26 protein-coding genes are annotated in these 23183 nt (G+C 71.7%); 16 read left to right on the top strand and 10 right to left on the bottom strand.

The window, feature by feature from the left end; translation table 11 throughout:
* Positions 1–16: 16 nt before the first annotated feature.
* Positions 17–322 carry an EthD family reductase gene (locus tag CVO96_RS07580; protein WP_103311709.1) on the bottom strand — a complete coding sequence of 102 codons (306 nt, stop codon included), beginning with the start codon at positions 320–322 and terminating at the stop codon, positions 17–19.
* Positions 323–425: 103 nt separating this feature from the next.
* Between CVO96_RS07580 and CVO96_RS07575 the strand changes: the two genes are divergently transcribed.
* The 12 genes from CVO96_RS07575 to CVO96_RS07520 all read left to right on the top strand — a co-directional run bounded on the left by CVO96_RS07575 (position 426) and on the right by CVO96_RS07520 (position 10071).
* Complete coding sequence (locus CVO96_RS07575) at positions 426–1544, top strand: pyridoxal phosphate-dependent aminotransferase (protein WP_103311708.1); 1119 nt, start codon at positions 426–428, stop codon at positions 1542–1544.
* Positions 1545–1619: 75 nt separating this feature from the next.
* Positions 1620–2087, top strand: coding sequence for a hypothetical protein (locus tag CVO96_RS07570; protein ID WP_243398210.1), 468 nt, complete (start codon positions 1620–1622; stop codon positions 2085–2087).
* Positions 2088–2345: 258 nt separating this feature from the next.
* On the top strand, positions 2346–3572 hold the full coding sequence (locus CVO96_RS07565; protein WP_103311706.1) for an argininosuccinate synthase: 1227 nt from the start codon (positions 2346–2348) through the stop codon (positions 3570–3572).
* Positions 3572–4009: a DinB family protein gene (locus CVO96_RS07560; protein ID WP_103311705.1), complete on the top strand. Its 438-nt coding sequence runs from the start codon at positions 3572–3574 to the stop codon at positions 4007–4009. The genes CVO96_RS07565 and CVO96_RS07560 overlap by 1 nt, the downstream gene beginning before the upstream one ends.
* Positions 4006–4491, top strand: coding sequence for a GNAT family N-acetyltransferase (locus CVO96_RS07555; protein WP_103311704.1), 486 nt, complete (start codon positions 4006–4008; stop codon positions 4489–4491). Before CVO96_RS07560 ends, CVO96_RS07555 begins: the two co-directional genes overlap by 4 nt.
* Positions 4488–5033 (top strand): GNAT family N-acetyltransferase, encoded by a 546-nt coding sequence (locus CVO96_RS07550; protein WP_103311703.1) that lies wholly within the window; start codon positions 4488–4490, stop codon positions 5031–5033. Before CVO96_RS07555 ends, CVO96_RS07550 begins: the two co-directional genes overlap by 4 nt.
* Entirely contained in the window at positions 5030–6427 is a 1398-nt protein-coding gene (gene argH / locus CVO96_RS07545; RefSeq protein ID WP_103311702.1) for an argininosuccinate lyase, read from the top strand. Before CVO96_RS07550 ends, argH begins: the two co-directional genes overlap by 4 nt.
* A gap of 70 nt (positions 6428–6497) precedes the next feature.
* On the top strand, positions 6498–7025 hold the full coding sequence (locus tag CVO96_RS07540) for a GNAT family N-acetyltransferase (protein WP_103311701.1): 528 nt from the start codon (positions 6498–6500) through the stop codon (positions 7023–7025).
* A 150-nt stretch (positions 7026–7175) separates the two neighbouring features.
* Positions 7176–7628: a GNAT family N-acetyltransferase gene (locus CVO96_RS07535; protein WP_103311700.1), complete on the top strand. Its 453-nt coding sequence runs from the start codon at positions 7176–7178 to the stop codon at positions 7626–7628.
* 31 nt (positions 7629–7659) lie between these two features.
* Positions 7660–8190 (top strand): N-acetyltransferase, encoded by a 531-nt coding sequence (locus CVO96_RS07530; RefSeq protein ID WP_103311699.1) that lies wholly within the window; start codon positions 7660–7662, stop codon positions 8188–8190.
* A gap of 181 nt (positions 8191–8371) precedes the next feature.
* Entirely contained in the window at positions 8372–9604 is a 1233-nt protein-coding gene (locus tag CVO96_RS07525) for a class I SAM-dependent RNA methyltransferase (RefSeq protein ID WP_103311698.1), read from the top strand.
* Positions 9605–9675: 71 nt separating this feature from the next.
* Positions 9676–10071, top strand: a complete 396-nt coding sequence (locus CVO96_RS07520; protein ID WP_243398209.1) for a hypothetical protein — start codon at positions 9676–9678, stop codon at positions 10069–10071.
* On the opposite strand, the gene CVO96_RS07515 is transcribed toward CVO96_RS07520, so the two are convergent.
* The 3 genes from CVO96_RS07515 to CVO96_RS07505 all read right to left on the bottom strand — a co-directional run bounded on the left by CVO96_RS07515 (position 10053) and on the right by CVO96_RS07505 (position 12098).
* Positions 10053–10598: a hypothetical protein gene (locus CVO96_RS07515; protein ID WP_103311696.1), complete on the bottom strand. Its 546-nt coding sequence runs from the start codon at positions 10596–10598 to the stop codon at positions 10053–10055. The genes CVO96_RS07520 and CVO96_RS07515 overlap by 19 nt on opposite strands.
* Before the next feature lie 34 nt (positions 10599–10632).
* Positions 10633–11457: a Cof-type HAD-IIB family hydrolase gene (locus tag CVO96_RS07510; RefSeq protein ID WP_103311695.1), complete on the bottom strand. Its 825-nt coding sequence runs from the start codon at positions 11455–11457 to the stop codon at positions 10633–10635.
* A gap of 257 nt (positions 11458–11714) precedes the next feature.
* Positions 11715–12098 (bottom strand): 4'-phosphopantetheinyl transferase superfamily protein, encoded by a 384-nt coding sequence (locus tag CVO96_RS07505; RefSeq protein WP_103311694.1) that lies wholly within the window; start codon positions 12096–12098, stop codon positions 11715–11717.
* A gap of 38 nt (positions 12099–12136) precedes the next feature.
* Between CVO96_RS07505 and CVO96_RS07500 the strand changes: the two genes are divergently transcribed.
* Positions 12137–12916, top strand: coding sequence for a HepT-like ribonuclease domain-containing protein (locus tag CVO96_RS07500; RefSeq protein WP_103311693.1), 780 nt, complete (start codon positions 12137–12139; stop codon positions 12914–12916).
* Here CVO96_RS07500 and cax read toward each other — a convergent pair.
* From cax to CVO96_RS07470, 6 genes are all read right to left on the bottom strand, one after another.
* Positions 12897–14036, bottom strand: a complete 1140-nt coding sequence (cax, locus tag CVO96_RS07495) for a calcium/proton exchanger (protein WP_103311692.1) — start codon at positions 14034–14036, stop codon at positions 12897–12899. The two genes, CVO96_RS07500 and cax, sit on opposite strands and share 20 nt — an antisense overlap.
* 28 nt (positions 14037–14064) lie before the next feature.
* Positions 14065–17187 carry a DNA polymerase III subunit alpha gene (gene dnaE, locus CVO96_RS07490; RefSeq protein WP_103311691.1) on the bottom strand — a complete coding sequence of 1041 codons (3123 nt, stop codon included), beginning with the start codon at positions 17185–17187 and terminating at the stop codon, positions 14065–14067.
* A 354-nt stretch (positions 17188–17541) separates the two neighbouring features.
* Positions 17542–17787 carry a DUF6504 family protein gene (locus tag CVO96_RS07485; RefSeq protein ID WP_103311690.1) on the bottom strand — a complete coding sequence of 82 codons (246 nt, stop codon included), beginning with the start codon at positions 17785–17787 and terminating at the stop codon, positions 17542–17544.
* A gap of 4 nt (positions 17788–17791) precedes the next feature.
* Positions 17792–19000 carry a Y-family DNA polymerase gene (locus tag CVO96_RS07480; RefSeq protein WP_103311689.1) on the bottom strand — a complete coding sequence of 403 codons (1209 nt, stop codon included), beginning with the start codon at positions 18998–19000 and terminating at the stop codon, positions 17792–17794.
* Positions 18997–19692: a transcriptional repressor LexA gene (gene lexA, locus CVO96_RS07475; protein WP_103311688.1), complete on the bottom strand. Its 696-nt coding sequence runs from the start codon at positions 19690–19692 to the stop codon at positions 18997–18999. The genes CVO96_RS07480 and lexA overlap by 4 nt, the downstream gene beginning before the upstream one ends.
* Positions 19693–19843: 151 nt before the next feature.
* Complete coding sequence (locus tag CVO96_RS07470; RefSeq protein WP_103311687.1) at positions 19844–20851, bottom strand: LacI family DNA-binding transcriptional regulator; 1008 nt, start codon at positions 20849–20851, stop codon at positions 19844–19846.
* Between the two features lie 162 nt (positions 20852–21013).
* Here CVO96_RS07470 and CVO96_RS07465 point away from each other — a divergent pair, with 162 nt between their 5' ends.
* The 3 genes from CVO96_RS07465 (at position 21014) to CVO96_RS07455 (ending at position 23158) form a co-directional block, all read left to right on the top strand.
* Positions 21014–21589 (top strand): copper chaperone PCu(A)C, encoded by a 576-nt coding sequence (locus CVO96_RS07465; protein ID WP_103311686.1) that lies wholly within the window; start codon positions 21014–21016, stop codon positions 21587–21589.
* A gap of 76 nt (positions 21590–21665) precedes the next feature.
* A complete protein-coding gene (locus CVO96_RS07460; protein ID WP_243398208.1) occupies positions 21666–22337 on the top strand; it encodes an SCO family protein in 672 nt (223 codons plus the stop codon).
* Positions 22334–23158, top strand: coding sequence for a cytochrome c oxidase assembly protein (locus CVO96_RS07455; RefSeq protein WP_103311684.1), 825 nt, complete (start codon positions 22334–22336; stop codon positions 23156–23158). Before CVO96_RS07460 ends, CVO96_RS07455 begins: the two co-directional genes overlap by 4 nt.
* Positions 23159–23183: the final 25 nt, after the last annotated feature.

The following is a 23183-nucleotide window of genomic DNA, read 5'->3' as shown; positions in this document are numbered from 1 at the left end:
TTTCATCTCCATGTGTTCAGTCCAGCACCTCGCACAGCTGCATGGTCACGCCGCCCGTGGCGAAGTTGGGCACGTCCCCGGCGGTGGCCTGGCCCTGGGGGCTGCCCAGCCCGGCCTGGAAGGCGGCCATGTCGGCGAAATACAGCTCGGCGATCAGGTGGTGCTCGGGCGGGGTGCCGTCGATCATCGAGAGGCCGCGGGCCAGTTCCATGCGCTCCAGCCCCGGAATCTGGGCGGCCAGCCCGGCGTGCGTGCCGTGGTAGTAGGCGTCGAAGGCGGCGGGGTCGCTGGGCGTTGGGTACAGCACCGTGAGCTTGATCATGGGCTCTCCTGTGGGATGTCGTGCGCTCTGCATGGTACGCCGCCTCCCCGGTCGTATGACCTGCCCCGCCCCGGGGGCCGCGCCGGGCGCCCAGACTGCCCCTATGCCCGAACTGCTGCCCCGTGCCCGCGCCTCGCAGGAGAGCGTGTTCGCCCGCATGAGCCGGCTGGCCGTCCAGCACGGCGCCGTGAACCTGGGCCAGGGCTTCCCGGCCGATGCTCCGCCGGCCTTCCTGCTGGAGGCCGCGCGCCGCGCCGTGGGCACCCTCGACCAGTACAGCCCCCCGGCCGGGCTGCCGGCGCTGCGGGACGCCGTGGGCGCCGACCTGGGCGTGGACGGCGCCGACGTGGTGATCACCTGCGGCGCCACCGAGGCGCTGAACGTGCTGGCGCTCTCGCTGTACGGGCCGGGCGATGAAGTGCTGATGCTCGAACCCGTGTTCGACGTGTACCTGCCCCAGGCGCGGCTCTCGGGCGCCCAGGCGGTCACGGTGCCCATGCGCCTCGACCCGCTCTCCGGCTGGTCGCTGGATCTGGAGGAGGTGCGCGCGGCGCTCACGCCCCGCACGCGGGCGCTGCTGCTCAACAGCCCCTACAACCCGACCGGCACGGTGTTCTCGCCCCACGAACTCTCGGCCCTGATCGCCCTGGCCCGCCAGAACGACCTGTGGATCATCTCCGACGAGGTCTACGACGAGCTGTATTTCGGCGAGCGGCCCACGAGCCTGCGAACCCTGGCGCCCGAGCGCACCTTCACGGTGGGCAGCGCGGGCAAGCGCCTGGAGGCGACCGGCTGGCGGGTGGGCTGGATCGCCTGCCCGCCGGGGCTCTCCGGCATGGTCGCGGGCATCCGGCAGCAGGGCTCGTTCTGCTCGCCCACGCCCCTGCAGGCGGCGGTGGCGACGGCCCTTCCCCTGGCCCGTACGGAGGGCTTCTACGAGGGGCTGCGCCAGGAATACGCCGGGCGCATGGCCCTGCTGGCCGGTGGCCTGCGCGACCTGGGCGCGACCGTGTTCACCCCCAGCGGCACCTATTTCCTGACCGCCCTGCACCCCGAATGGAAGGCCGAGGAACTGGTCGAGCACGCGGGCGTGGCGGTCATTCCCGGCGAGGCCTTCTACGCCCGGCACGTGGCGCCGCCGGGCCTGTTGCGGCTGGCCTTCTGCAAGTCGCGGGTCGAGATCGAGACCGCGCTGGGACGGCTCCAGCGCGTCCGGGTCTGAGGTGCGCCGGCCGCGAAGCTGAGTGTTCCTTGAGCGATGAAAGTAATCCAATCCACATGGTTTATGCTCGGAGCCATGAGAAAGATGCTGATCCTGCTGGCCCTCGCGACCGCCGCCACGACCTCGACCGCTGCCGCCGACAAGTTCGGCGCGCACATCGGCACCAGCAATGGTCTGCAGTACGTACAGGATCTGTCCAGCTCCAACGCCCTGCGCTACAGCCTGAACCTGGATCTGATCAACCTGTTCTCCGGGGGTTCCCTGGCCGTGGGCGGGGACGTGGCCTACCTGAACGACTTCGGGGGCACCACCAGCGGCTTCGCGCCCTATTACGGCGCGGGCCTGGGCGCGTACGTGTCGGTGGGCAAGTCGACCGGCGTGTCCGTGTACCCGCACGGCATCGTGGGGCTGAATTTCGACCTGACCGATCCCTTCAGCGTGTTCGTCGAGGGCAGCCTGGGCGCCCGCATCGGCGTGGGTTCGGCCTCCTCCTTCGGGCTGGGCTACGGCGCCCGCCTGGGCGTGAACTACCGCTTCCGCTGAGGCGGAGGCCCGCCGCCCGCTCCCGTCGTCCGGGGGCGGGCCTTTCTTGACCCCTGCATCGTCCCCTGCTACCCTGGCTGCATAGCTATACGTGAAACACGTATATCCATACATCCTATGCCGACCCCGACCCTCCGACGCTGAGCCTGGCCTGACCCACAACAGGGGTTCAGGCGGCTCGGGCTGCTGGGGGGTCTTGCGCTGCCTTCACCCGACCTCCTCACACGGAACACGGCCTTCACACGGGAGAATTGAACCATGGACAAGCAGAAGATCGTCCTCGCCTACAGTGGCGGCCTCGACACCTCGATCATCCTCAAGTGGCTGCAGACCGAGCGCGACTACGACGTGGTGTGCTTCACCGCCGACCTGGGCCAGGGCGACGAGGTCGAGGAGGCCCGCGTGAAGGCGCTGAACACCGGCGCGGTGGCGGCCTACGCCCTCGATCTGAAAGAGGAGTTCGTGCGCGACTACGTGTTCCCGATGTTCCGCTCCTCGGCGCTGTACGAGGGCTATTACCTGCTGGGCACCTCGATCGCCCGCCCGCTGATCGCCCGCAAGATGGTCGAGATTGCACAGAAGGAAGGGGCGGTGGCAGTGTCGCACGGCGCGACCGGCAAGGGCAACGATCAGGTGCGCTTCGAGATGACCGCCTACGCCCTGAACCCCGACATCGTGACCGTGGCCCCCTGGCGCGACTGGGCCTTCCAGGGCCGCGCCGATCTGGAAGCCTTCGCCGTGGAGCACGGCATCCCGGTGCCCACCACCAAGAAAGACCCCTGGAGCACCGACGCGAACCTGCTGCACATCTCGTATGAAGGCGGCATCCTGGAAGACCCCTGGGCCGAGCCGCCCGCCCACATGTTCAAGCTGACGGTCGATCCCACCGAGGCGCCCGCCGAGCCCGAGTACGTGGAAGTCGAGTTCGAGGGCGGCAATCCGGTCGCCATCAACGGCGAGACGCTGAGCCCCGCCGCCCTGCTGCAACGGGCCAACGAACTGGGCGGGAGGCACGGCGTGGGGCGCCTGGATCTGGTCGAGAACCGCTTCGTAGGCATGAAGTCGCGCGGGGTGTATGAGACGCCCGGCGGCACGCTGCTCTACCACGCCCGCCGCGCCGTGGAGAGCCTGACCCTCGACCGCGAGGTGCTGCACCAGCGCGACCAGCTCGCTCCCAAATACGCCGAACTCGTCTACAACGGCTTCTGGTTCGCCCCCGAGCGCGAGGCCCTGCAGGTGTACTTCGACCACGTGGCGAGCAGCGTGACCGGCACCGCCCGCCTGAAGCTGTACCGGGGGAACGCTACGGTGGTTGGCCGCAAGGCGCCCCAGAGCCTCTACGACAAGGATCTGGTGTCCTTCGAGGCCGGCGGTGACTACAACCAGCACGACGCGGGCGCGTTCATCAAGCTGAACGCCCTGCGGATGCGTGTGCAGGCGCGGGTGGCGGCCAGGGCCGCGCAGAAGGAACCCGCGAAGGTCTGATGGCGGCGCTCACTGAGGTTGTCTCGGATCAGCTGCCGTACCTCGGAGGGCTGACCGAGGCCCAGGCGTCCCGGCAGCCCGCTCCCGGCGTCTGGAGCGCGAAGCAGATCCTGGGCCACCTGATCGATTCCGGCGTGAACAACCACGCCCGCTTCGTGCGGGCCAGTGGGGAAGACGGCCTTGAACTCCCCGGCTACGACCAGACGGCCTGGGTCGCGGCGGGCGGCTATCAGGAGCGGTCATGGGCCGAGGTGCTGGCGCTGTGGGAGGCGTACCAGCGGCAGATCGCCCGGGTCATCGCCGGCCTGCCGCCCGGGAGCCTCTCGCACACCCTGAGCATCGGCGGCGGCGAGCGCGTCACGCTGGGTTTTGTCGCCCAGGACTACGTGGCCCACCAGCTTCACCATCTGGCGCAGATTCCGGGGCGGGTGGGATGAGCCTGCCCCCCGGCTATGGCCTGCGCCCCGCCACAGTTCAGGACGCGGCCCTGATCCAGTCGCACCGGACGGCGATGTTCACCGAGATGGGCTCCGATCCGGCGAAGCTGGCGCGGGTGCATGAGCTGGGCGTCCAGTGGCACCGCCGGATGCTGGCGTCCGGGCGCTACAGCGGCCTGCTGGCCGAGGCCGGGGGTCAGGTCGTGGCGGGCGTGGGCCTCCTCTGGAACGACCTGCCGCCCAACGCGGACACGGGCTGCACCGTGCGGGCCTACCTGCTCAACGTGTATGTCGAGCCGGCGCACCGGGGACAGGCGCTGGCGCGCAAGCTCGTGCAGGCGGCGCTGGACGAGTGCCGCTCACGCGGCGTCGAGATCGTGACCCTGACCGCCTCGGAGGCGGGGCGGCCCACGTATGAAAGGCTGGGATTCACCGCCATGCCGGAAATGAAGCTGCGGCTGGGTGTGGAGGTGGGCGCATGACCCCGCTCGCCGCGACCCTGCGCCCCGTGAACCCGGACGACCTCCCCGCCTTCCATGCCGTGATGATGGCCGCCGGCATGGACGCCCGGAGCAACTGGAACCGCACCACCCTGGCCGACCTGGAGCGCTCGCTGCTCTCGCCCGGCTCGGGGGGCTTCCTGGCCGTCGGCGCTGGGGGAGAGGCGCTGGGCTGCGTCGGCTACCGCCCGGACGGCGACGAGACGCTGACCCTGAACAAGCTGGCGACCCTGCCGGGGGCGCGGGGCACGGGGCTGGGCCGGGCGCTGGTCTGGCAGGTCGAGCACGTGGCCCGCACGGGCGGCTTCGGGCGCGTGCTGCTGGCGGTCTCGCAGTTCAATCTGGACGCCGTTCCCTTCTACGAGCACCTGGGCTACGAGGTTGATCCGGACGCCGTCTACGCCCACGCCAACCCGGCGAGCCCGCCCCCGGTGGTGCTGGTGAAGGCCGTGCTGCCCTCCGCCGCGCTGGACGACGCGCACCCCCACCCCCGCCCGACCCCCACCGAGGATGCCCATCCATGACCACATCACCTGACAGGAAACTCTGGGGCGGCCGTTTCGCCGAGGCCACCGACGGGCTGGTCGAACTCTTCAACGCCTCGGTGTCCTTCGACCAGCGCCTGGCCGAGCAGGACATCCGCGGCTCGCTGGCCCACGTGGCGATGCTGGGAGGGGTCGGCATCCTGACGGCCCAGGAGGTCACGCAGATCACGGACGGGCTGAACACCGTGCTGGCCGACATCCGCGCCGGTACCTTCGAGTGGCGCCTCGACCGCGAGGACGTGCATATGAACGTGGAGGCCGCCCTGCGAGACCGGATCGGGCCGGTGGCGGGCAAGCTGCACACGGCGCGCAGCCGCAACGATCAGGTGGCGGTGGATTTCCGGCTGTTCACCAAGGAGGCCGCGCTCGATCTGGCGGGCAAGACGCGGGCGCTGCGGGCGGTGATGCTGGACGAGGCCGCGAAGCATCTGGACGCCGGGGTCGTCCTGCCCGGCTACACGCACCTGCAGGTGGCCCAGCCCATCCTGCTCGCGCACTGGTTCATGGCCTACGTGGCGATGCTGGAACGCGATGAAGGCCGCTTCCGGGACGCCGCTGAGCGAATGGACGAGTCGCCGCTGGGTTCGTCGGCGCTGGCGGGCACGCCCTGGCCCATCGACCGGCACGCCACCGCCGCCGCGCTGGGCTTCGCGCGCCCCACCGCCAACTCGCTGGACGGCGTGGGCAGCCGCGACTTCGCGCTGGAATTCCTGAGTGCCTGCGCGATCCTCTCGGCGCACCTCTCGCGGCTCAGCGAGGAACTGATCCTGTATTCCACCTTCGAGTTCGGCTTCATCACGCTGCCGGACTCGCACACCACGGGCTCCTCCATCATGCCGCAGAAGAAGAACCCGGACGTGTCCGAACTGGCGCGCGGCAAGGCGGGGCGGGTCTTCGGCAACCTGATGGGCCTGCTGACCGTCGTCAAGGGCACCCCGCTGGCCTACAACAAGGACTTGCAGGAAGACAAGGAGGGCGTGTTCGACTCCTACGACACCCTGAGCATCGTGCTGCGGCTGTACGCCGATATGCTGCCGAAAACCGTGTGGCACGCCCAGGCCACGGGGGCGGCGGCGGCGCGGGGCTACTCCACCGCCACCGACGTCGCGGATTTCCTGGCCCGCCAGGGCGTGCCCTTCCGCGAGGCGCACGAGGTCGTGGGCGGGCTGGTAGGCCTCGCCAGCCGCTCGGGCCGGCAGCTCTGGGAACTGGCCGACGCCGAACTGCGCGCCGCCCACCCGCTGCTGAGCGCCGAGGTGGCGCAGGCGCTGACCGTCGAGGAGAGCGTGAAGGCCCGCCGGAGCTTCGGCGGGACGGCGCCGGAGCGGGTGCGGGAGGCCATCGATGCAGCGCGACGAAGGCTGGAGGAGTGAGATGCCCGTGCCCCACCGTCCCGTCGTTCCGTCCATCACCCCCTCTGCCCATTCCTCTGGAGGTGCCCCGATGAGCCTGACGCCACAGACCCCGCCCCCCGTGACCCTCAGCGACATGCATGTGAAGCTCCGCCAGGCCGGGAGCGGTGACCTGCCGGTCATCCACGACCTGCTCACGCGCTGCGGGCTGCACACCAGCTCCGTGACTCCGGAAGGCCACACCTACTGGATCGCCGACCTGGACGGCGTGCCCGGCGGCTGTATCGGGCTGGAGCACGGCGACGGGGTCTCGCTGATCCGCTCGACGGCGGTGGTGCCGGGGGCCCGCTCGCAGGGGCTGGGCCGGGCGCTGGTCAATTCAGCGCTCACCCAGGCCAGCCTGCGCGGCGACCACGCCGTGTACCTGTTTTCCGAGGAAGCGGGCGAATACTGGCGGAGATTCGGCTTCGAGCCCGTGCCCCCCGGCGAGATCGTGGGCGCGCTGCCGGACGCCCCGCAGGTTCGCAGCGGCCTGCTGCGCGGCTGGATTCACGAGGAACAGGCCTGGAAACGCTCTCTGGAGCTGGCCCTGGAGCCAGGGCCGGGTGCCCGGGGATGACCCACGGGATCATCAGGGGGATGGTTCAGGGAATGGGCGCCCCTCTCCCCAGCCGGGCGCGGGCGGTGTATTCTGCCGGAACTTTCAAGCTGAGTGCTGCGGGCGTTCCCAGGGACGCCGCTCACCCCGTTCATTCCGGAGGAACCACCCATGACCGAATCCGTGAACATCCGTATGGCGCAGAGCGCCGACCGCGACACCGTGACCCGCGTCTTTCAGGAGGCGGGCCTGGACACCGACGCCGCGCTGGCCGACGGCACCACCTACTGGGTGATGGAGCGGGGCGGGCAGCCTGTGGGCGCCATCGGCCTGGAGCACGGCCAGGGCGTGAGCCTGCTGCGCGGCGCGGCCGTGATCCCGGCGGCGCGGGGGGGCGGCCTGGGCCGGCGGCTGGTCATGAGCGCGCTGGAGTACGCGCAGGGACGCGGCGACCGCGCCATCTACATGTTCTCCAAGGGCGGCGACTGGGGCACCTTCGGCTTTCAGCAGGTGCCGCTGGCCGTGGTCATGGGCGACCTCCCCGACGCCCCGCAGGTCAGGGCCTACCGCGACCGGGGCGAGCGGCCCGGCGGCACCACCTGGATGCGGCCGTTGAGCAGCTGAGCCCGGCGGCCCGCCGCCTGGAGGTGCCGGCGTGACCCTGCTGAGCCTGGATTCCATCGCCGTGCCGGACATCCATCCGCAGGCGCCGCTGAGCACGCGCAAGGCCCGGCTCTCCGACATCGAGGCCATTCACGAGCTGATCGGCTACTGGGCCACGCGCGGGCAGATGCTGGTGCGGTCGCGCGCCCTGCTAGCCGAGACCATCCGCGACTTCCATCTGGTGCTGGCCGAGCCGCACGAGGACAGAGTCGGCGGGCTGGCGGGCGTGTGCGGCCTGCACATGCTGGCCCCCGATCTGGCCGAGGTGCGCGGCCTGGCGATCCACCCCGCCATGCAGGGGCGCGGCCTGGGCAGACAGCTGGTGGCGGCCTGCGAGGAAGAAGCCCGCGCCATCGACCTGCCCGCCCTGTTCGCCTGGACCTACCAGCAGGGTTTCTTCGAGAAATGCGGCTTCACACGCATCGACAAGACCCATCTGCACCCCAAGGTCTGGAGCGAGTGCCAGCGCTGCGCCTTCTTCGAGAACTGCAACGAGATCGCCATGCTGCGCGAGCTGAGCTGAGCGGAACAGGCGGGGGCGGGCAGACGTGCGGGTCTGTGAGATGGAGTCCTCTGCCGTGGAGAGATCTTCGTGTGCCTGACGACGCTTCGGGGGTGACTGCTCCCGCTCCCTGGCCCGGAGTTCCGCGCCATTGAAAGCCAGTGCTCCCGCTCCGCCCCCCCCGGGCGCTAGTCTGTCCGTTATGTCTGAACCGCTCATCACGCTGGAAATCGAGAAACTCGTCGCAGGGGGGCTGGGCCTGGCGCGCGACGACTCCGGCGTGGTGCTGGTGCGCGGCGCCCTGCCCGGCGAGCGCGTGACCGCCAGCCTCCGCAGCGGCAAGGGCGTGCGCCAGGGGCTGGTACAGGAGATCCTGCGCGCCAGCCCGGATCGGGTGGCCGCCCCCGATCTGCCCACCGCCGATCTGGCGCACGCCTCCTACGCGGCGCAGCTGGGGTACAAGCGCGCCTTCGTGGAGGAGGCCCTGAGCCGGATCGCCAAGCTGCGGCATGAGGTGGGGGAGACCGTGGCCAGCCCGCGCGAGTGGCACTACCGCAACGCCGCGCAGTACCTGATCACGCCCTCGGGCCTGGCCTACCGTGAGCGCCGGGGCCGGGAGCCGCAGGTGTTCGCCGACGACCCCCTGGTGATGAGCCAGATCACCGAACTGGTGGGGAAGCTGAGCCCCGAGCTGCTCGACCCGGCGACCGAGGTGGCCCTGCGTGCCAGCGACCTGACCGGCGAGGTCGTGGCCGCGCTGATCGGCGCGGGCGAGCCCCGGCAGTTCCTGCGCGCCAGCGACCACCTGATGGACGCCGGCGTGGTGGGCGTCTCGCTGGCGCAGCCAGCCGGGCGCCGCTTCAGTGCGGGCGTGAGGTTGATCGCGGGCGAGGCCGGCATCCGCGAGCAGTTCGGAGACGTGCAGGTGAGCATCAGCGCCACGGGCTTCGCGCAGGTGAACCCCCCGGCGGCGACCCTGGCCTACCGCCGAGCCGCCGAGCTGGCCGGCAAGGGCGACCATGCCGTCGACCTGTACGGCGGGGCGGGTGCCATCGGCCGGCATCTGGCGAAGAATTTCCGCCGCGTGACCGTGCTCGACTCCGACGCGGATTCGCTGGCCCGTGGCCGCCAGGACGTGGCCCAGAGCGGCGAGAGCAACGTCTCGTACCGGCTGGGCGACGCGGCCCGCTTCAGCGAACTGGGCACCGATGTGATCGTGGTCGACCCACCGCGCGCCGGCCTGGAGGACGAGGCCCGCGACCACCTGCACGACTCCACCGCCGACCGCCTGGTCTACGTGTCCTGCGACCCCGCTACCTGGGCGCGCGACGTGGGCGACCTGACCCGGCGCGGCTGGCGGCTGGGCGAGGTCACGCCCCACGACTTCTACCCGCAGACCAGCCACGTCGAGATCCTGAGCGTGCTGGAGCGCTGACCCCATCAGGCCAGGGGCCGGTGAAGCCTGCATTCATGAGGGGGTCACGCCCGCGCGTTAGCCTGCCCCGCGTGACCATCCGTCTGCTGCCGCTGCTGCTCCTTCCTGTCCTGACGGCCTGCCAGGACACCCAGGCACGCGCGCAGAACGCCGAGCTGACCCGCCGGGTCGCGGCGCTGGAGGCGCAGCTTCAGGTGCTCCGGGCCGCCCAGGCGCGCGCCGACCGGCCGACCGTCTCCGAGGCCCAGCTCAGCGCCCAGAACTGCGCCAACGACCTGACCCGCACCCTGGAAACCTACCGGGAGAACTCTATCGACCGCCGTTACCCGGCCCCGGCGCAACTGGAGGTGCCCGATACCTGCGTCGCCCAGCGCATCAACTGGCTCAGCCTGAACGCGCGGGCCTACACTTTCACGGTCAGCGGCCCGGACGGCCGGCCGCTGGCCCGTCAGAGCAGCGGTTCGTGAAGGCCCGGCCCGTGCGTCAGTCCTGATCCTCCGCCCATGCTGAATGACTCGGCAATGCGGGCCGCGCTCCAGGCGACCTGATCACCCGAGCGGTCTTCCTGCAGCCCAATGGCGAAGGTGGTCACCCGCAGGCCCGTGAAGCCGATCACCAGCGCCCAGACCTGCTGCGGGGCGCCCTCGAAGACCGCGCTGCGGACGTAGAAGGTTTCCCCGGCGCGGACGAAAGTTCGTTCCTCGACCAGTTGGGTTTCCCTGCCGTACTGCCGCACGCCGGTCTCCCGGAAGGCGCGGAAGCCTGGCAGATCCCCCCACTGCCCGCGCACGCCCGGCGTGAAGGCGTCCCACAGGCCATCGAGCCTGACCGCGTAGAACTCCAGCATCAGCGCCCGGCCCCGGGTCAGGGCGAAGGTCTCGGCCGCGCTGCGGGCGGTCGTCTCTGGGCGAGCGGTCGGCGCGCCTGCCTGCGCCTGCGCGGCGGGGAAAACGAGGGTCAGGGCCAGGGTCACCACCCGGAGGATGCGGTTCATGATCTACGGTGCGCTCCCTGGCCCCGCCGGGATGTCAGCCCGCTGACGATTGGGCGAGCAGAGTTTCGATGACCGCCGCCACACCGTCTTTATCGTTCGTCAAGGTCAGCTCATCGGCGGCGTCCAGCGCTTCCGGGTCGGCGTTGCCCACCGCCACGCCGCGCCCGGCCCAGGCGAGCATTTCAGTGTCGTTGGGGGCGTCGCCGAAGGCCAGTACGTCGTCCCGCGCTATGCCCAGGTGCGCGCACAGCCGCTCCAGGCCCCAGGCCTTGCTCACGCCCTCGGCCAGCACCTCCAGGAAGGGGGCGCCGGAATGCGTGACGGCGAAGCCCGGCAGGTTCAGGGCGTGGACATGGGCCAGCAGCTCGCGCGGCGTGAAGGCCGGATGCCGCATGATGAATTTCAGGCTGGGATATTCCAGCACGGCGTCCAGCGGGTGCCCGCCCATGTCGGCGGGTTCGCGCTTGTGATCCTCGAAGTGGGCGAGGGCGGCGTAGCCCTCCTGCGCCACGAAGACCTCACCACCCTGGCGCACGGAGACGAACAGCACGCCGGGGAGACGCTCGATCAGGGCGTGGGCCACTGCGGTCTGGACATCGGCCTGGACGTGGGCCTCGAACAGCGTTTCTCCGGTGCCCAGGTGGACGCCGTGGGCCCCGTTGCCGCACAGCGCCCAGCCCGTGAAGCCGGCCTGCTCGGCAATTCGTCGGACTCCACGGGGCTGCCGGGCCGTGACGGGCACGACCTCGATCCTGGCGGCTCGGGCGGCGTCCAGCGCCGTTCTCGTGCGGGCGCTGACGCTCAGGTCGCTCCGTAGCAGGGTGCCGTCGAGGTCGGTGGCGATCAGGCGGATGGGCATGGAGTCTCAGGGTAGGGGTTCTGGGTGGGCGCCGGCGGCGGGCAGCCCTCACCCCAGCCCATCCCCCAGGCTCGGAGAGCTGCGAAGCAGAGGGGCAGGGTGGGACGCTTCGTTTTTTGCTCCCTCTCCCCTCGTGGGAGAGGGCTGGGGTGAGGGGGCGGCTCAGCGACGAGCCCGCCTACTTCCATCCACGGACTGACTTGCAGAGCTGCGAAGCAGAGGGGTTCATGCCGCCACCCCCCAGGAACCTCATCCCCTCACCTCGCCTCCAGCACCACCACGGCCGAGGCGTGTTCCTTGGTGTGCGTCAGGGTCAGGTGGGCGACCCAGCCGTGGCGGGCCATCTCGGCGGCGATCTCGGGCACGAAGCCCAGCACCGGGGGGGCGAAGGGAAAGGGGCCGCCCGGGGTGCGCTCGCGCTCGACCCAGACGTCCTGCCAGCGGTGCGGGCGCGGCCAGACCTTCTGGAAGGCCTCCTTGGCGGCGAAGCGGGCGGCGAAGCTGGGGGCGGGATCGGCCAGGCGGGCGCAGTAGGCCAGCTCGCCCGGTGCGAACAGCTTCTCGGCGCGCCTTCCCTCGCGCGCCAGCAGGCCACGGATGCGCTCGATCTCGATCAGGTCGTGTCCAATGGCGACGATCACCTGCCCAGCATACGGGCCGCGCGCCCTATGCTTCTGCCGTGACCCCGCCGCCCCAGCCCGAACCGGCTCCGTCCCTCTTCCCGGACATCCGCCTGCCGACCATCGCCGCCCTGATCCGTCAGGGGCAGGCCCGCTGGCAGGCGGTGGGCGTGGCGCGGGTGTGGGTCTTCGGCTCGGTGGCGCGGGGCGAGGCGACTATGGCCTCCGACATCGACCTGCTGATCGAGTTTTCTCCCGGCCCGGCGCGCGGCCTGCTCGGGCTGATGCGCGCCCGTGAGGTCTTCGAAGACCTGCTGGAGCGCCGGGTGGACGTGGTGACCCAGGCGGCCCTGCGCCCGCCGCTGCGGAGCGAGATTCTGGAGGACGCGGTGGACGTGCTGGCCGTGCCCACGCCGCCGCCCAGCACGCACCGCCGCAAACGCTGGCGCTGGCGGGTCGTGGGGCTGCTCGCCATCCTCGACCGGCTCGCCGGGCACACCGCCGGCCTGAGCCTGACCACCTTCCAGCGCGACGAGCGCACGCAGGACGCCGCCCTGCACCTGCTCACCCGGCTGGGCGAGACCACCAAGTTCATCCCCCAGTCCGTACAGGACACCCACCCGGAGGTGCCCTGGGCGCTGCTGCGCGACATCCGGAACCTCGTGGCGCATGACTATTTCGGCATCGAGCCGGCGCTGGTGTGGCAGACCGCGACGGTCGAGCTGCCCGCCCTGCGCCCTGCGCTGCAGGCCATCGCCGACGCGCCAGACGACGACGCGCCAGACGATGACGTGGCAGACGAAGCGGACGACGACCGGCTCAGCCCGTCAGCGCCCTGAACAGGTGCAGCGCGGCCTCCGGCTCGTCCCCGCGCGGCGTGACGTAGAAGAAGGCCAGCGCCAGCGCGAGGTACACCGCGAGCAGCAGCACGCCCTCGAACCAGGTCGTCTCGCCGTCCTTGGTCACGCTGGTCACGATCAGCGCCACCGCGATGATGGCGATGAGTTCCAGCGGCGAGCTGAACACCAGGTTCATGGGGTGGCCCAGGAAATAGCCGATGATGACCAGCAGCGGCGCCGTGAGCAGCGCCACCTGCACGGTCGCCCCGATGCCGATGTTGACCGCCAGATCCATCTGCCCGCGCCGCGCGAAATACATGGCCGCGATGTACTCGGCGAAGTTCCCCACGACCGCCAGCACGATGATTCCCAGGAAGAACTCGCTGAGGCCCAGGGTGCTCGCGGTGGCCTCCAGCGCGCCCGAGAGCATCTCGGATTCCAGGGCGATCAGCGCGGTGCCGCCCAGCAGCACGCCCAGCGCGACCGGCAGCGTCCAGGGCTTCTCCGGGCCGTGCCCGTGGCCTTCCTCGACCGCGAAGACGTCCTTGTGCGTGACCAGCGTGTACACGAGGTTCAGCAGGTAGACCACGATCAGGATGACCGCCACGCCCAGGCTCAGGCGCTCGTCGAGGTTGGCGCGGTCGGCCGAGGAGGCGGCGAAGCCCGGCAGCTGCTCGGTGTAGTCGAAGATGGCGGGCAGGGTCAGGGTGATGACCGTCAGGAACAGCATGGCGGACAGCTGCCCGGCGTTGGCGGCGTTGAACTTCTGCCGCGCGCCCTTGTTGGCAAAACCCGCCACCACGATCGCCAGCCCCAGCCCCAGCAGCGCGTTCCCGATGATCGAGCCGGTGATCTGCGCCTTGACGACCTGCGTGTTGCCGCCGATCAGGATGAAGATGGCGATGATCAGCTCGGCCATGTTCCCGAAGGTCACGTTCAGCAGCCCGCCGATGGTCGGCCCGGCGTGCACCGCCACATGCTCGGTCGCCTTGCGGAGCCAGTCGGCCAGCGGCACGATCGCCAGCACGGCCGTGGCGAACACCCACAGCGGCGGTGCCTGAAAGGCGTATTTCAGCAGCAGGCTGATGGGGATGAAGGCCAGGAGCGCGTTCATGAACATGAGGGCAGTGTAAGCGCGCGGCGGGGCCTCAGGCGTACTCGTAGCCGCGCTCGCGGTAGGGCGTCTCCACCTCGGCCAGCGCCTCGGCGCGCAGGGTCAGGTGCAGGCCCCCCCGCACCGCGTCTCCGGTCACGATCAGGGCGCGGGCGTCGCGCAGCAGTTGCCGGTGCGCCTCCCACAGCTCGGGGTGGATGACCACCTGCGCGCGGCAGGGGCCGTCCTCGATGACGAAGAAGGCGTAGCCGCGCGCCGTGGGGGGCCGCTGGCGCGAGATGATCAGGCCCGCCGTGAGGGTGCGGCCCGCCCGGACGCGCGCCAGCGGGGTGCAGCCCAGGTCGTTCAGCGCGCCGCGCAGCAGGGTCATGGGGTGCAGGCCGCCTTCCGAATACCCCTTGCGGCGGTGATCCCACTCCAGGCGCTCGGTGTCGCTTAAAGGAGGAAAGGTGGGGGGCTCGCCCACCGGCTGCAGCAGGGGCCGCTGGCCGGCGGGCAGGGCGTTGGCCAGCACCCCGGCGCGGTAGATGGCCTCGCGGCGGGCGTGCAGCGTGTCGAAGGCGCCGGCCTGGGCCAGGGCATCCAGCGCGCCGCGGGGGAGTTCCACGCGGGCGTGCAGGTCGGCGAGGTCGCGGTACGGGCCGTCCAGATGGCGCGCGAGCACGATTCGCCGGGCCTCGTCCTCGCTGAGCCCGGTCACGCCGCCCAGGGCCACGCGCACGTGGCGGGCGTCCTCGGCGCGCGGGCGCAGGTGCGAGGCGTTGATGCACAGGGGGCGCAGCCGCACGCCCCAGCGCCCGGCCTCCTGGGCCAGCGTGGCGGCGGGCCACATCCCCGGCGCCTCGCCCAGCAGGCCTGCCAGATACGGCGCGGGCCAGTGCTCGCGCACCCAGGCCGAGGCGTAGGTGTGGAAGGCGAAGGCGTGGGCGTGGCTCTCCGCGAAGCCAAAGCCCTGGAAGGCGGCGCACCACTCGAACACCTCCTCGGACTCGAAGGGGAAGGCCCCCACGGTCTGCGCGGCGCCCAGCACGAAGGCGCGGCGGAGCTGATCGCGCTCGGGCGTGCCTGGCCGGGTCTTGCCCAGCGCTTTGCGCAGGCGCTCGGCCTCCAGCCAGGACAGCCCCGCGAAGTGGTGCGCGATCCGCAGGATCTGTTCCTGAAAGAGAATCACGCCGTGGGTGGCGCGCAGCAGCGAGTCCAGCGGCTCCATCAGGGGGGGCACCGCCTCCTGCCCGCGTGCCCGGCGGATATACGGGTGAACCGTGTTCGACTGGATCGGGCCGGGGCGGAACAGCGCGATCTGGTGGGCCAGCTCCAGGCGATTGCGGGCGCGCAGCTGGGTGCTCAGGCGCGTCTGACCGGGGCTCTCGATCTGGAAGATGCCCAGCGTGTCCCCCTGCGCGATGCGCCGCCACACGCGCGGTTCGTCGGGCAGCGCGCCGAAATCCAGGTACGGCCCACCCAGCCGCACGACCTCCTCGCGGGCGCGCTCCAGCGCCGACAGGGTGCGCAGGCCCAGCAGGTCGAGCTTGATCAGGCCGGCGTCCTCGGCGTCGTCCTTGTCCAGCAGCAGCATGCGGATGCCGCCGGAGGAAGTCGTCAGCGGTGAGTAACGGGTCAGGGGCCGCGCGCTGAGCACCACCCCGCCCGAATGCGGCGCGAGGTGGCGCACGAAGCCCGGCTCGATCAGGTGCAGCAGCTCCAGCAGCGTGGCGCGCACCGGGGCCTCGCCCAGCACCTCGTCGAAGGCGGGCGCCGCTTTATGGGCCTCGTGGGGCGGCAGGTGCCGGAAGTCGCGGCCCAGCGAGCGGGTCAGGCGGTCGCGCCACTCGGGCGGCAGGCCCAGCGCGCGGCCCAGATCCTGCACCGCGCCCGGCAGGCGGTAGGTGATGCGGTTGGCGACCATCGCCTCGCCGCTGCCGCCCCCTCTGAATCTTTCCTCAACCCAGCTCAGCACCTCGCGCCGCCGGTGGGAGGCGATGTCGATGTCCACGTCGGGCATCAGGGTCTGCCCGGTGTGCAGGAAGCGCTCGAACAGCAGGTCGTGCTGCAGCGGGTCGGCGTTCGTGACCCCCAGCAGGTAGCACAGCACCGAGGCTGCCGCGCTGCCCCGCCCGGCCGCCAGGATGCCCTCGCCCCGGCAGTAGTCGGTGACCTCGGCGGCCACCAGGAAAAAGCCCGCCAGCCCATGCTGCTCGACCACCGCCAGCTCGTGTTCCAGCCGCTCCCGCGCGGTGTGCTGCCCCTGGGGCGTGGGGTAGAGCCGGGGCAGCTCCCGCAGGCAGCGCTCCCGCAGGTGGGCGTGCGCCTCCACGCCCGGCGGCAGGTGCGGGGGCGGCACGGAAAAGCCCCCCTCCAGCAGCTCCAGGCGGCACTCGGCGGCCAGCCGGTCGGCGTTCGCCAGCGCGTCCGGGAAGGGCAGCAGGCGGCCCCAGGCCAGGGGCGTGCGCAGCGCCGCCGAGTCGTTGCGGGGGCGCTCCGGGTGCGGCGTGTTCAGGTCGATGCCCAGCCGGGCGCAGCACAGCGCGTCCAGCAGGGGGAACTGGGCGGGGCGGGCCAGCTGCACCAGCGGGGCGGCCACCGAAGGGAGCCGGGCCTCGCGGGCCAGCAGCCACAGCGCGCGCGCCCGCCGGCCGTCGCCCGGATAGCCGCCGTGGAAGAGCTGCACGAACAGCCGGCCGGGGAACGCGCCCCGCAGGGTGTCCAGCAGGCCCAGCACCTCGCCCATGCGCCGCTGGGCCAGGAGCTGCGCCGGGAAGGAGTCGCGCCCGCCGGTCAGCAGGAACACGTCCGGCGCGTGGGCCAGCAGCTCGGCCAGCGTGACGGCCCGGCCCTCGCGGGCCAGCGCCAGGGTCAGCAGCTCGTTGATGCCGGCGAAGCCCTCCCGGCTGCCGGCCAGCAGACGGAGGGGAAAAGTGCCGGCGGGGAAACTCACCCGCAGCGCCGTGCCGATCACCGGTCTGCGGCTCTGGGCCCGCGCGGCCCGCCACAGTTCCACCGAGCCGGCCGTGCCCGTGTCGTCGCTCAGGCCCAGGCCGGAGAAGCCCCGGCGGGCGGCCTCGCGCATCAGCGTGGTCGGGCTGCACACGCCGCCGCCGGGCGTGAAGTAGGAGCGCACGTCCAGCAGGGTGTTCAGGCGGGGTCGGGGGTCGCTCATGGGGGCTGGGTCGGGAGGGTTGGAAGGGGGGCGCCGGCCGCGGGCTTCCCCACCCCCCAGCCCCCATCCCCAGGGGGGACGGGGGAGCGAGGCGCTGCGCTCGGCATGTGGTCGCCACGGTCTCTTCACCGGCTCTGCGTCGTGGCTTCGTTGGCGAGGGCTGCGGACTTGCCTGTTGCAGTAGCGCGTCGTTGCCCGCGCGCTGCGCGCACGATGGCTTTCGTTGGAGATGAGGAGTGGGACGCTTCGGCTCTTTACGTTCCTGGTGGGGAGGTCGGAGTCGTGCTTTTCGGGAGGAAGGGGTGCCGGCTCATTTCACGTTTCAATTCATCTAAACCTCGCCTGACCCCCTCCCTAATCCGCGATTCTCGACAACATCCACGTGAAGCCGGTCTGTGTTCTCGTGCGGTAGACCTCGGCGGTCAGGGCGGGGGTGTCGAGCAGCCAGTAGTCGCGCGGGGCCTCGTGGAGCCACCAGCGGCCGGCGGCGCGCCACTCGTCCAGCACGCTGCGTACGGCGTAGCGGCGGGATCGCCAGAGCAGCGCCTGGGGGGTTCCCCCGCGCACCTGCACCTGCACCGGCTCGCTGACCACGCGCATGGGGTTACGCCGTCACCCTGGGCGGGGGAGAGGGGGTCGCCTTCCGGGTGGGCTCCGCGCCAGCCGGAACCGGCGCGGCCTGGGCATCGGCCACGCGCACCCACTGGAAGGCGGCGGTGGGGGCCAGACTGAAGATGTTCATCCACTGCACGCGCCGCGTGGTGCCGGGAAAGCGGGCCTCGGCCTGCGCGGCGGCGTCCCGGGCCTGGGCGCGGCCCCACAGGTCGCCCTGTACGGCCGGGCGTTCCAGCGCGCCCAGCGTGACCTCCAGGCCCTCGATGCCGTGGCGGGCGGCGCCGCTGTCGTGCAGGGCGCTCAGGAGGGCGCGGCGCAGGCAGGAGGGCTCCCGCACGTCCTCCTTGACCTCGCGCGTGGCGCTCAGGCTCAGGCCGGCGACCTGGGCGCGCAGGGTCACGCGGCCGGCGCGGCGCCCAGCGAGCGCGGCCAGCAGGGTCTGGGCCAGCTCGGCGGCGGCGGGTTCCAGGTCGCGCGGCTCGTACAGCGGCTCGCTGAAGTTCAGGGTGGCCTGAACGGTGCGCTCCTGGGTGGCCTGCGCGACCCCTCCGGACTTCGCGCCGTGCAGGTAGGGGCGCAGCAGGGCGTCCTCGGCGCCCAGAAACGCGGCCTGCTGGGCGCGGCTCCAGCGCAGCAGGTCGCCCACCGTGCGCAGGCCCAGCCAGCCCAGGCGCTCGGCCAGCGCGGGGCTCAGGCCGATGCCCAGCAGGGCAGAGAGCGGCAGGGCGCCCCGGAAGTCGTCCTCCTCGCCAGGACGCACGACGGTGGCGGTGCCGGGCCGGGCGCTCAGGGCGGCCAGCAGCGCCAGTTCGCGGGTCGGGGCCAGGCCCACCCGGCCCTGCAGCGCGGCCGCGAGCTGCGCTCCCAGCGGGGGGCGCAGGGTCAGCAGGGCGCGGCCCACGCCCAGCGGCTCCACGCGTGGGCTGAAGGCGGGCAGATCCTGCACGACCTGCGTCCAGGCGGCGGCGACCTGCGGCGCGCTGAAGGGAACCGCGTGCAGGGTGGGCAGCCGCGAGAGGGCGCCCGAGACGCGCATCCCTGGCGTGATACCCGCCGCCTGCGCGAGATCGTCGGCGTGGCGCACCCGGCCCCCCTCGGTCACGATCAGGGGCACCCCCTCCGGGAGGCCGCGTCCGGCGGCCCACAGCGCGAAGGGCTCCAGCACCAGGGCCGCGGTCTGGACGGTGCCCGCGCTCATGCCCGCTGCCTCCGGGCGTCCACGCTGCCCACATGGCCCACCAGCAGGCCCTGCACGCGCACCTCGGCCAGTGCGTAGCGCAGGGGCTCGAAGGTCGGGTTCTCGCTGTGCAGCGTGACCGCCGTGCCGCGCCGTTGCCAGCGTTTCAGGGTGGCCGCCTCCTCGCCGGGAATGAGCACCAGCGCCAGGTCGCCGTTCTGCGCCACCTCGGCGGGGCGGATCACCACCACGTCGCCGGGGAAGATGCCCAGGCCGGTCATGCTCTCGCCGCGCACGCGCAGCAGGAAATCACCGTCGCGCATGGTCAGCAGGTCATCCAGACGGGTAATCAGCCCTTCCACCTGCTGCTCGGCCAGGGTGGGCGGGCCGGCGGCGACCTCGCCCAGCAGTGGGAAGCCCTGGGGCGCGGGCGCCGGGCCTCCCCGCAGCGCGCGGGCCCGTGAGCTGAGCATGATCAGCGCCGCCTGACGCGGCCGGGCGTGGTATTCCAGCCAGCCCGCCGCCTGCAGCGCCAGCAGGTGCTCGCGCAGGTTCTGGCGGGCCAGCCCCAGGGTCTCGGCCAGCACCGACGCGCTGACCACCTCGTCGGGCTGGCAGCTCAGGGCGGTTCGCAGGACGTCCCACTGGCGGGGCGTCAGGCCGGCGGGCGGCCGCTGGGCCCGTCCGGATTCGCGGAGCATGTCACGTGACATGCTGCACTGTAAGCCTCGTCCCAAAGCCCTGGCAAGCCCCCCGATCTTTAGGAAGGGCTGGGTTTAAGAGTCAAAGGGTCGACGAGCGGCCACTGGCGCAGAGGGGCGCCGGCTCTGTTCGACCGTTCGACGGTTCGACTGTTAGACCTCTTCAGGCCGTGTCGCGGATGATCAATCTGGGCTCGAAGCGCCGGGCACGGGCCGGGCCCTTAAAGCCGCCCAGGCGCGAGAGCAGGAGCTGCGCCGCCTCGTAGCCCATGCTCTCGACCGGCTGGTGCAGGGTGGTCAGGCCCCGGCTCGCGGCCCAGGGCTGATCGTCGAAGCCGATGATCCGCACGTCCTGTCCGGGGGTCAGGCTGCGCACGCGCACCTCGTCGAGCAGGGCGCCGGCCAGCAGGTCGGCCGAGGCGAAGACCGTGCAGGGCAGCCCCGCCGGGTCGGCCTGGGCGGCGTCGAGCAGGGCGGCGGCGGTGTTGCGCGCGGCGAGGGTATCGAAGCTGGAGGTGTACTCGGCCTGCACGCAGCGTCCGGCGTCTTGCACGGCCTGGGTGAAGCCGGCGCGGCGATCCTCGAAGACGCGGGTGGTGAACAGCTGATCCAGCTCCGTTTCGACCCACACGGCGTACAGCGCGCCGGAGAAGGTGGCGGCGTACTCGCCCGCCAGCTGCCCGCCGACCACGTTGTCCATGAACGAGCAGTCCACGTTGTCGGCGTAGGCGTCGACCAGCACGGTGGGCTGCTGGGTCCGCAGGCGGCGTTCGTGGAACATCTGGGTCAGGTTGTAGGTCGCCATGACCAGCCCGTCGGCCTGGTAGGCCAGGGTGTGCGAGCCCAGGTAGCGCTCCAGCCGCGAGCGGTCGAGCAGCGGGAAGATCGCCACGTCGTAGCGCGCCTCCTGAAAGGCGGTTTCCAGGCCGTCCAGCAGCCGGGCGTAGAACTCGGTGGTCAGCACCGGCAGCAGCACGGAGATGGTATAGCTCTTGCCGCCCGCGATGCGCCGGGCGTGTGGGTTGGGCGTGTAGTCCAGCTCGGCGATGGCACGCAGCACGGTCTCGCGGGTCAGGCCCTTGACGGCCGTGTGGTTGTTCAGCACCCGTGAAACAGTGCCGACGCCGACGCCAGCCTGACGTGCCACATCCTGAATGGTGGGTTTACGCATGGACACCGTCAGGATACCCCGTGCGCTGGAAATGGTTCCATCAGTCTGGAGCCGGCCGGATGGTGGGGACAATCGGGCCGGCGCAGGCGCCTAGACTGCGGGCCTGGAGGTCAGGCCGTCGCGGCCTTGCCTGTCGCCCCGCCCTCCCGAGGAGTCGTCCCGATGCCCCATGCCCCCCACCTCCGCCCGAAGCTGCTGCCCCTGCTGGTCAGCGCGGCGCTGGGTGGCTCGGTGCTGGGTGGCTGGGTGCTGGGCTGGGTCGGTCTGGGCTGGATCGGTGTGGGCTGGGCTGTCCCTGGCTGGTCGGCGTCGGCCCGGCAGGCGACCCCGCTACGGGTGTCCCCCGCGCAGGCCCGTCCTCCTCAGCCCCCGGCCCTGCCCCTGCGCGCCACGGGTGCCTGGGTGGTGGCGGTGCCGCCGGGCACCGGGGAGACCAGCGTGTTCGGCACCCTGACCAACACCAGCGCCCGGCCGGTCGTCCTGAGGAGCGCCACCGCCCCGCTGGCCGCCCACGCCATGCTGATGAATACGGTCACCACCGGCACCATGACCGGCATGGAAGCGGCCCGAACCCTGACCGTGCCCGCCCGCGGGCACCTGGTGCTGGGCGACCTGGGCGCCCACATCATGCTGATGGGCCTGAAGCGGCCGCTGAAGCCGGGCGAGACGATCAGCGTGACCCTCCACTCCACCGACGGCCGCCGTCTGGTGCTCAGCGCCGCCGTCAGGAAGCCCTGAGATGACCGGGCCTGAGCTGACAGGGCCTGAGCTGACAGGGCCTGAGCTGACAGGGCCTGAGCTGACCCGGCCGCAGGTGACCGCGCCTGAGCCGACCGACGCCGCGCCCGCTTTTCCTGGGCCCACGGCCCGGCCCTGGTACGCCTCGGCGCTGCTGGCGCTGGCCGGGGTGACGCTGCTGCTGCTCTCCGTCTGGGCCTTCGCGCGCTGGCAGAGCCCATACCCCTTCTACGGCACGGCCTCCCAGGGGGTGCGGGCCAGCGGGTTTCAGGGCGTGGCACACACGGGGCGGCCCTACGCCTTCACGCCGGGGCAGGGGGGCAGGGCCACCGCGCTGTTCTTCGGCTTCACGCACTGCGCGAACATCTGCCCGCTGACCCTCTCGTACCTGAACAAGGTGCGCGACCGCCTGAGCCCTGAGGAGAAGAAGCAACTCGATATCGTGCTGGTCAGCGTCGATCCGGCCCGCGACACGCCGGAGCGGCTGGCCGGGTACGTGCCCTTCTTCGGCAGCGGCACCGGCGTGCGGATTCCCGAGCCGGCGCTGGGCGAAGTCGCCCGGGCCTACGGGGTCGCCTACCAGAAGGTGGACGTGAAGGGCGCCGGGTACCAGATCAACCACACCACCGCCACCTATCTGATCGACCGCGCCGGCAGGGTTCGCGTGCTCTGGGACTACACCCAGCTTCCGCAGGTGGAGCGCGTGCTGGCCGACGTGCGCTACGTCCTGGAGACCCCCACCCCATGAGCCTGCCTGGCGCCGTCAACCTGAACCCCACGCTGGCTGACCTGCTGGCCCTGAACCCCCAGCCGCTGCCCCTGGCGCTGATGATCCTGGCGAGCGCGTGGTACGGCTGGCGCTTCGTGCAGGCCCGCCGCAGCCCGCAGGGCCGGGAGCGCTGGCCGGTCTGGCGGGCCGTGCTGTTCGGCCTGGGCATGGTGCTCCTGCTGCTGACCACCCAGAGCCGTGCCGCCACCCTGACCCAGAGTTCCATGGCGCTGTACATGGGCCGCCTGATGATGCTGGCCGAGATCGTGCCGCCGCTGCTCGTGCTGGGCGTGCCGCGTGGCGTGGCGCTGGACGCGCGGCGTGGACTGGGCCGCGTGCTGGGCGTGCTCCTCGATCCCTGGCTGGCGCTGGCGGTCTGGACGGCGGTGATCGTGTACTGGAACGTGCCCGCCGGCTTCAACGCCAGCATCGTCGCCAACACGGCCGGGGCGCTGCTGCCGGCGCTCTACCTGCTGAGCAGCCTGCTCGTCTGGGCGGTGATCCTGCGGCCCCTGAGCGCCGTGCAACCGGCCTCGATCGGCTCGCGCGGCTGGTTCGGCCTGCTCGCCGCCCTGCCCATGATGAGCGTGGCCGCCGTGTGGCTGTACTCGCCGCGCGTGCTGTACACGCCCTACGTGAACGCCCTGTGCCTGTGGAACCTGACCCCGCTGGACAACCAGCAGCTCTCGGGCTGGATCATGATGCTGGCCGGGCTGCCAGCGCTGGCGCTGGCGTTCATCCAGCTCTTCCAGTGGCTGGTGGGGCTCACCGAGGGCCCCCCCCCGGAACGCCCCGCCTGAGCGGACGAGGCGGGGGCGACTAGAA

Source organism: Deinococcus koreensis (assembly GCF_002901445.1).
Lineage (GTDB): Bacteria > Deinococcota > Deinococci > Deinococcales > Deinococcaceae > Deinococcus > Deinococcus koreensis.
The sequence above is the reverse complement of the archived record's forward strand: the minus strand, read 5'-3'. Positions and strand labels throughout refer to the sequence as shown.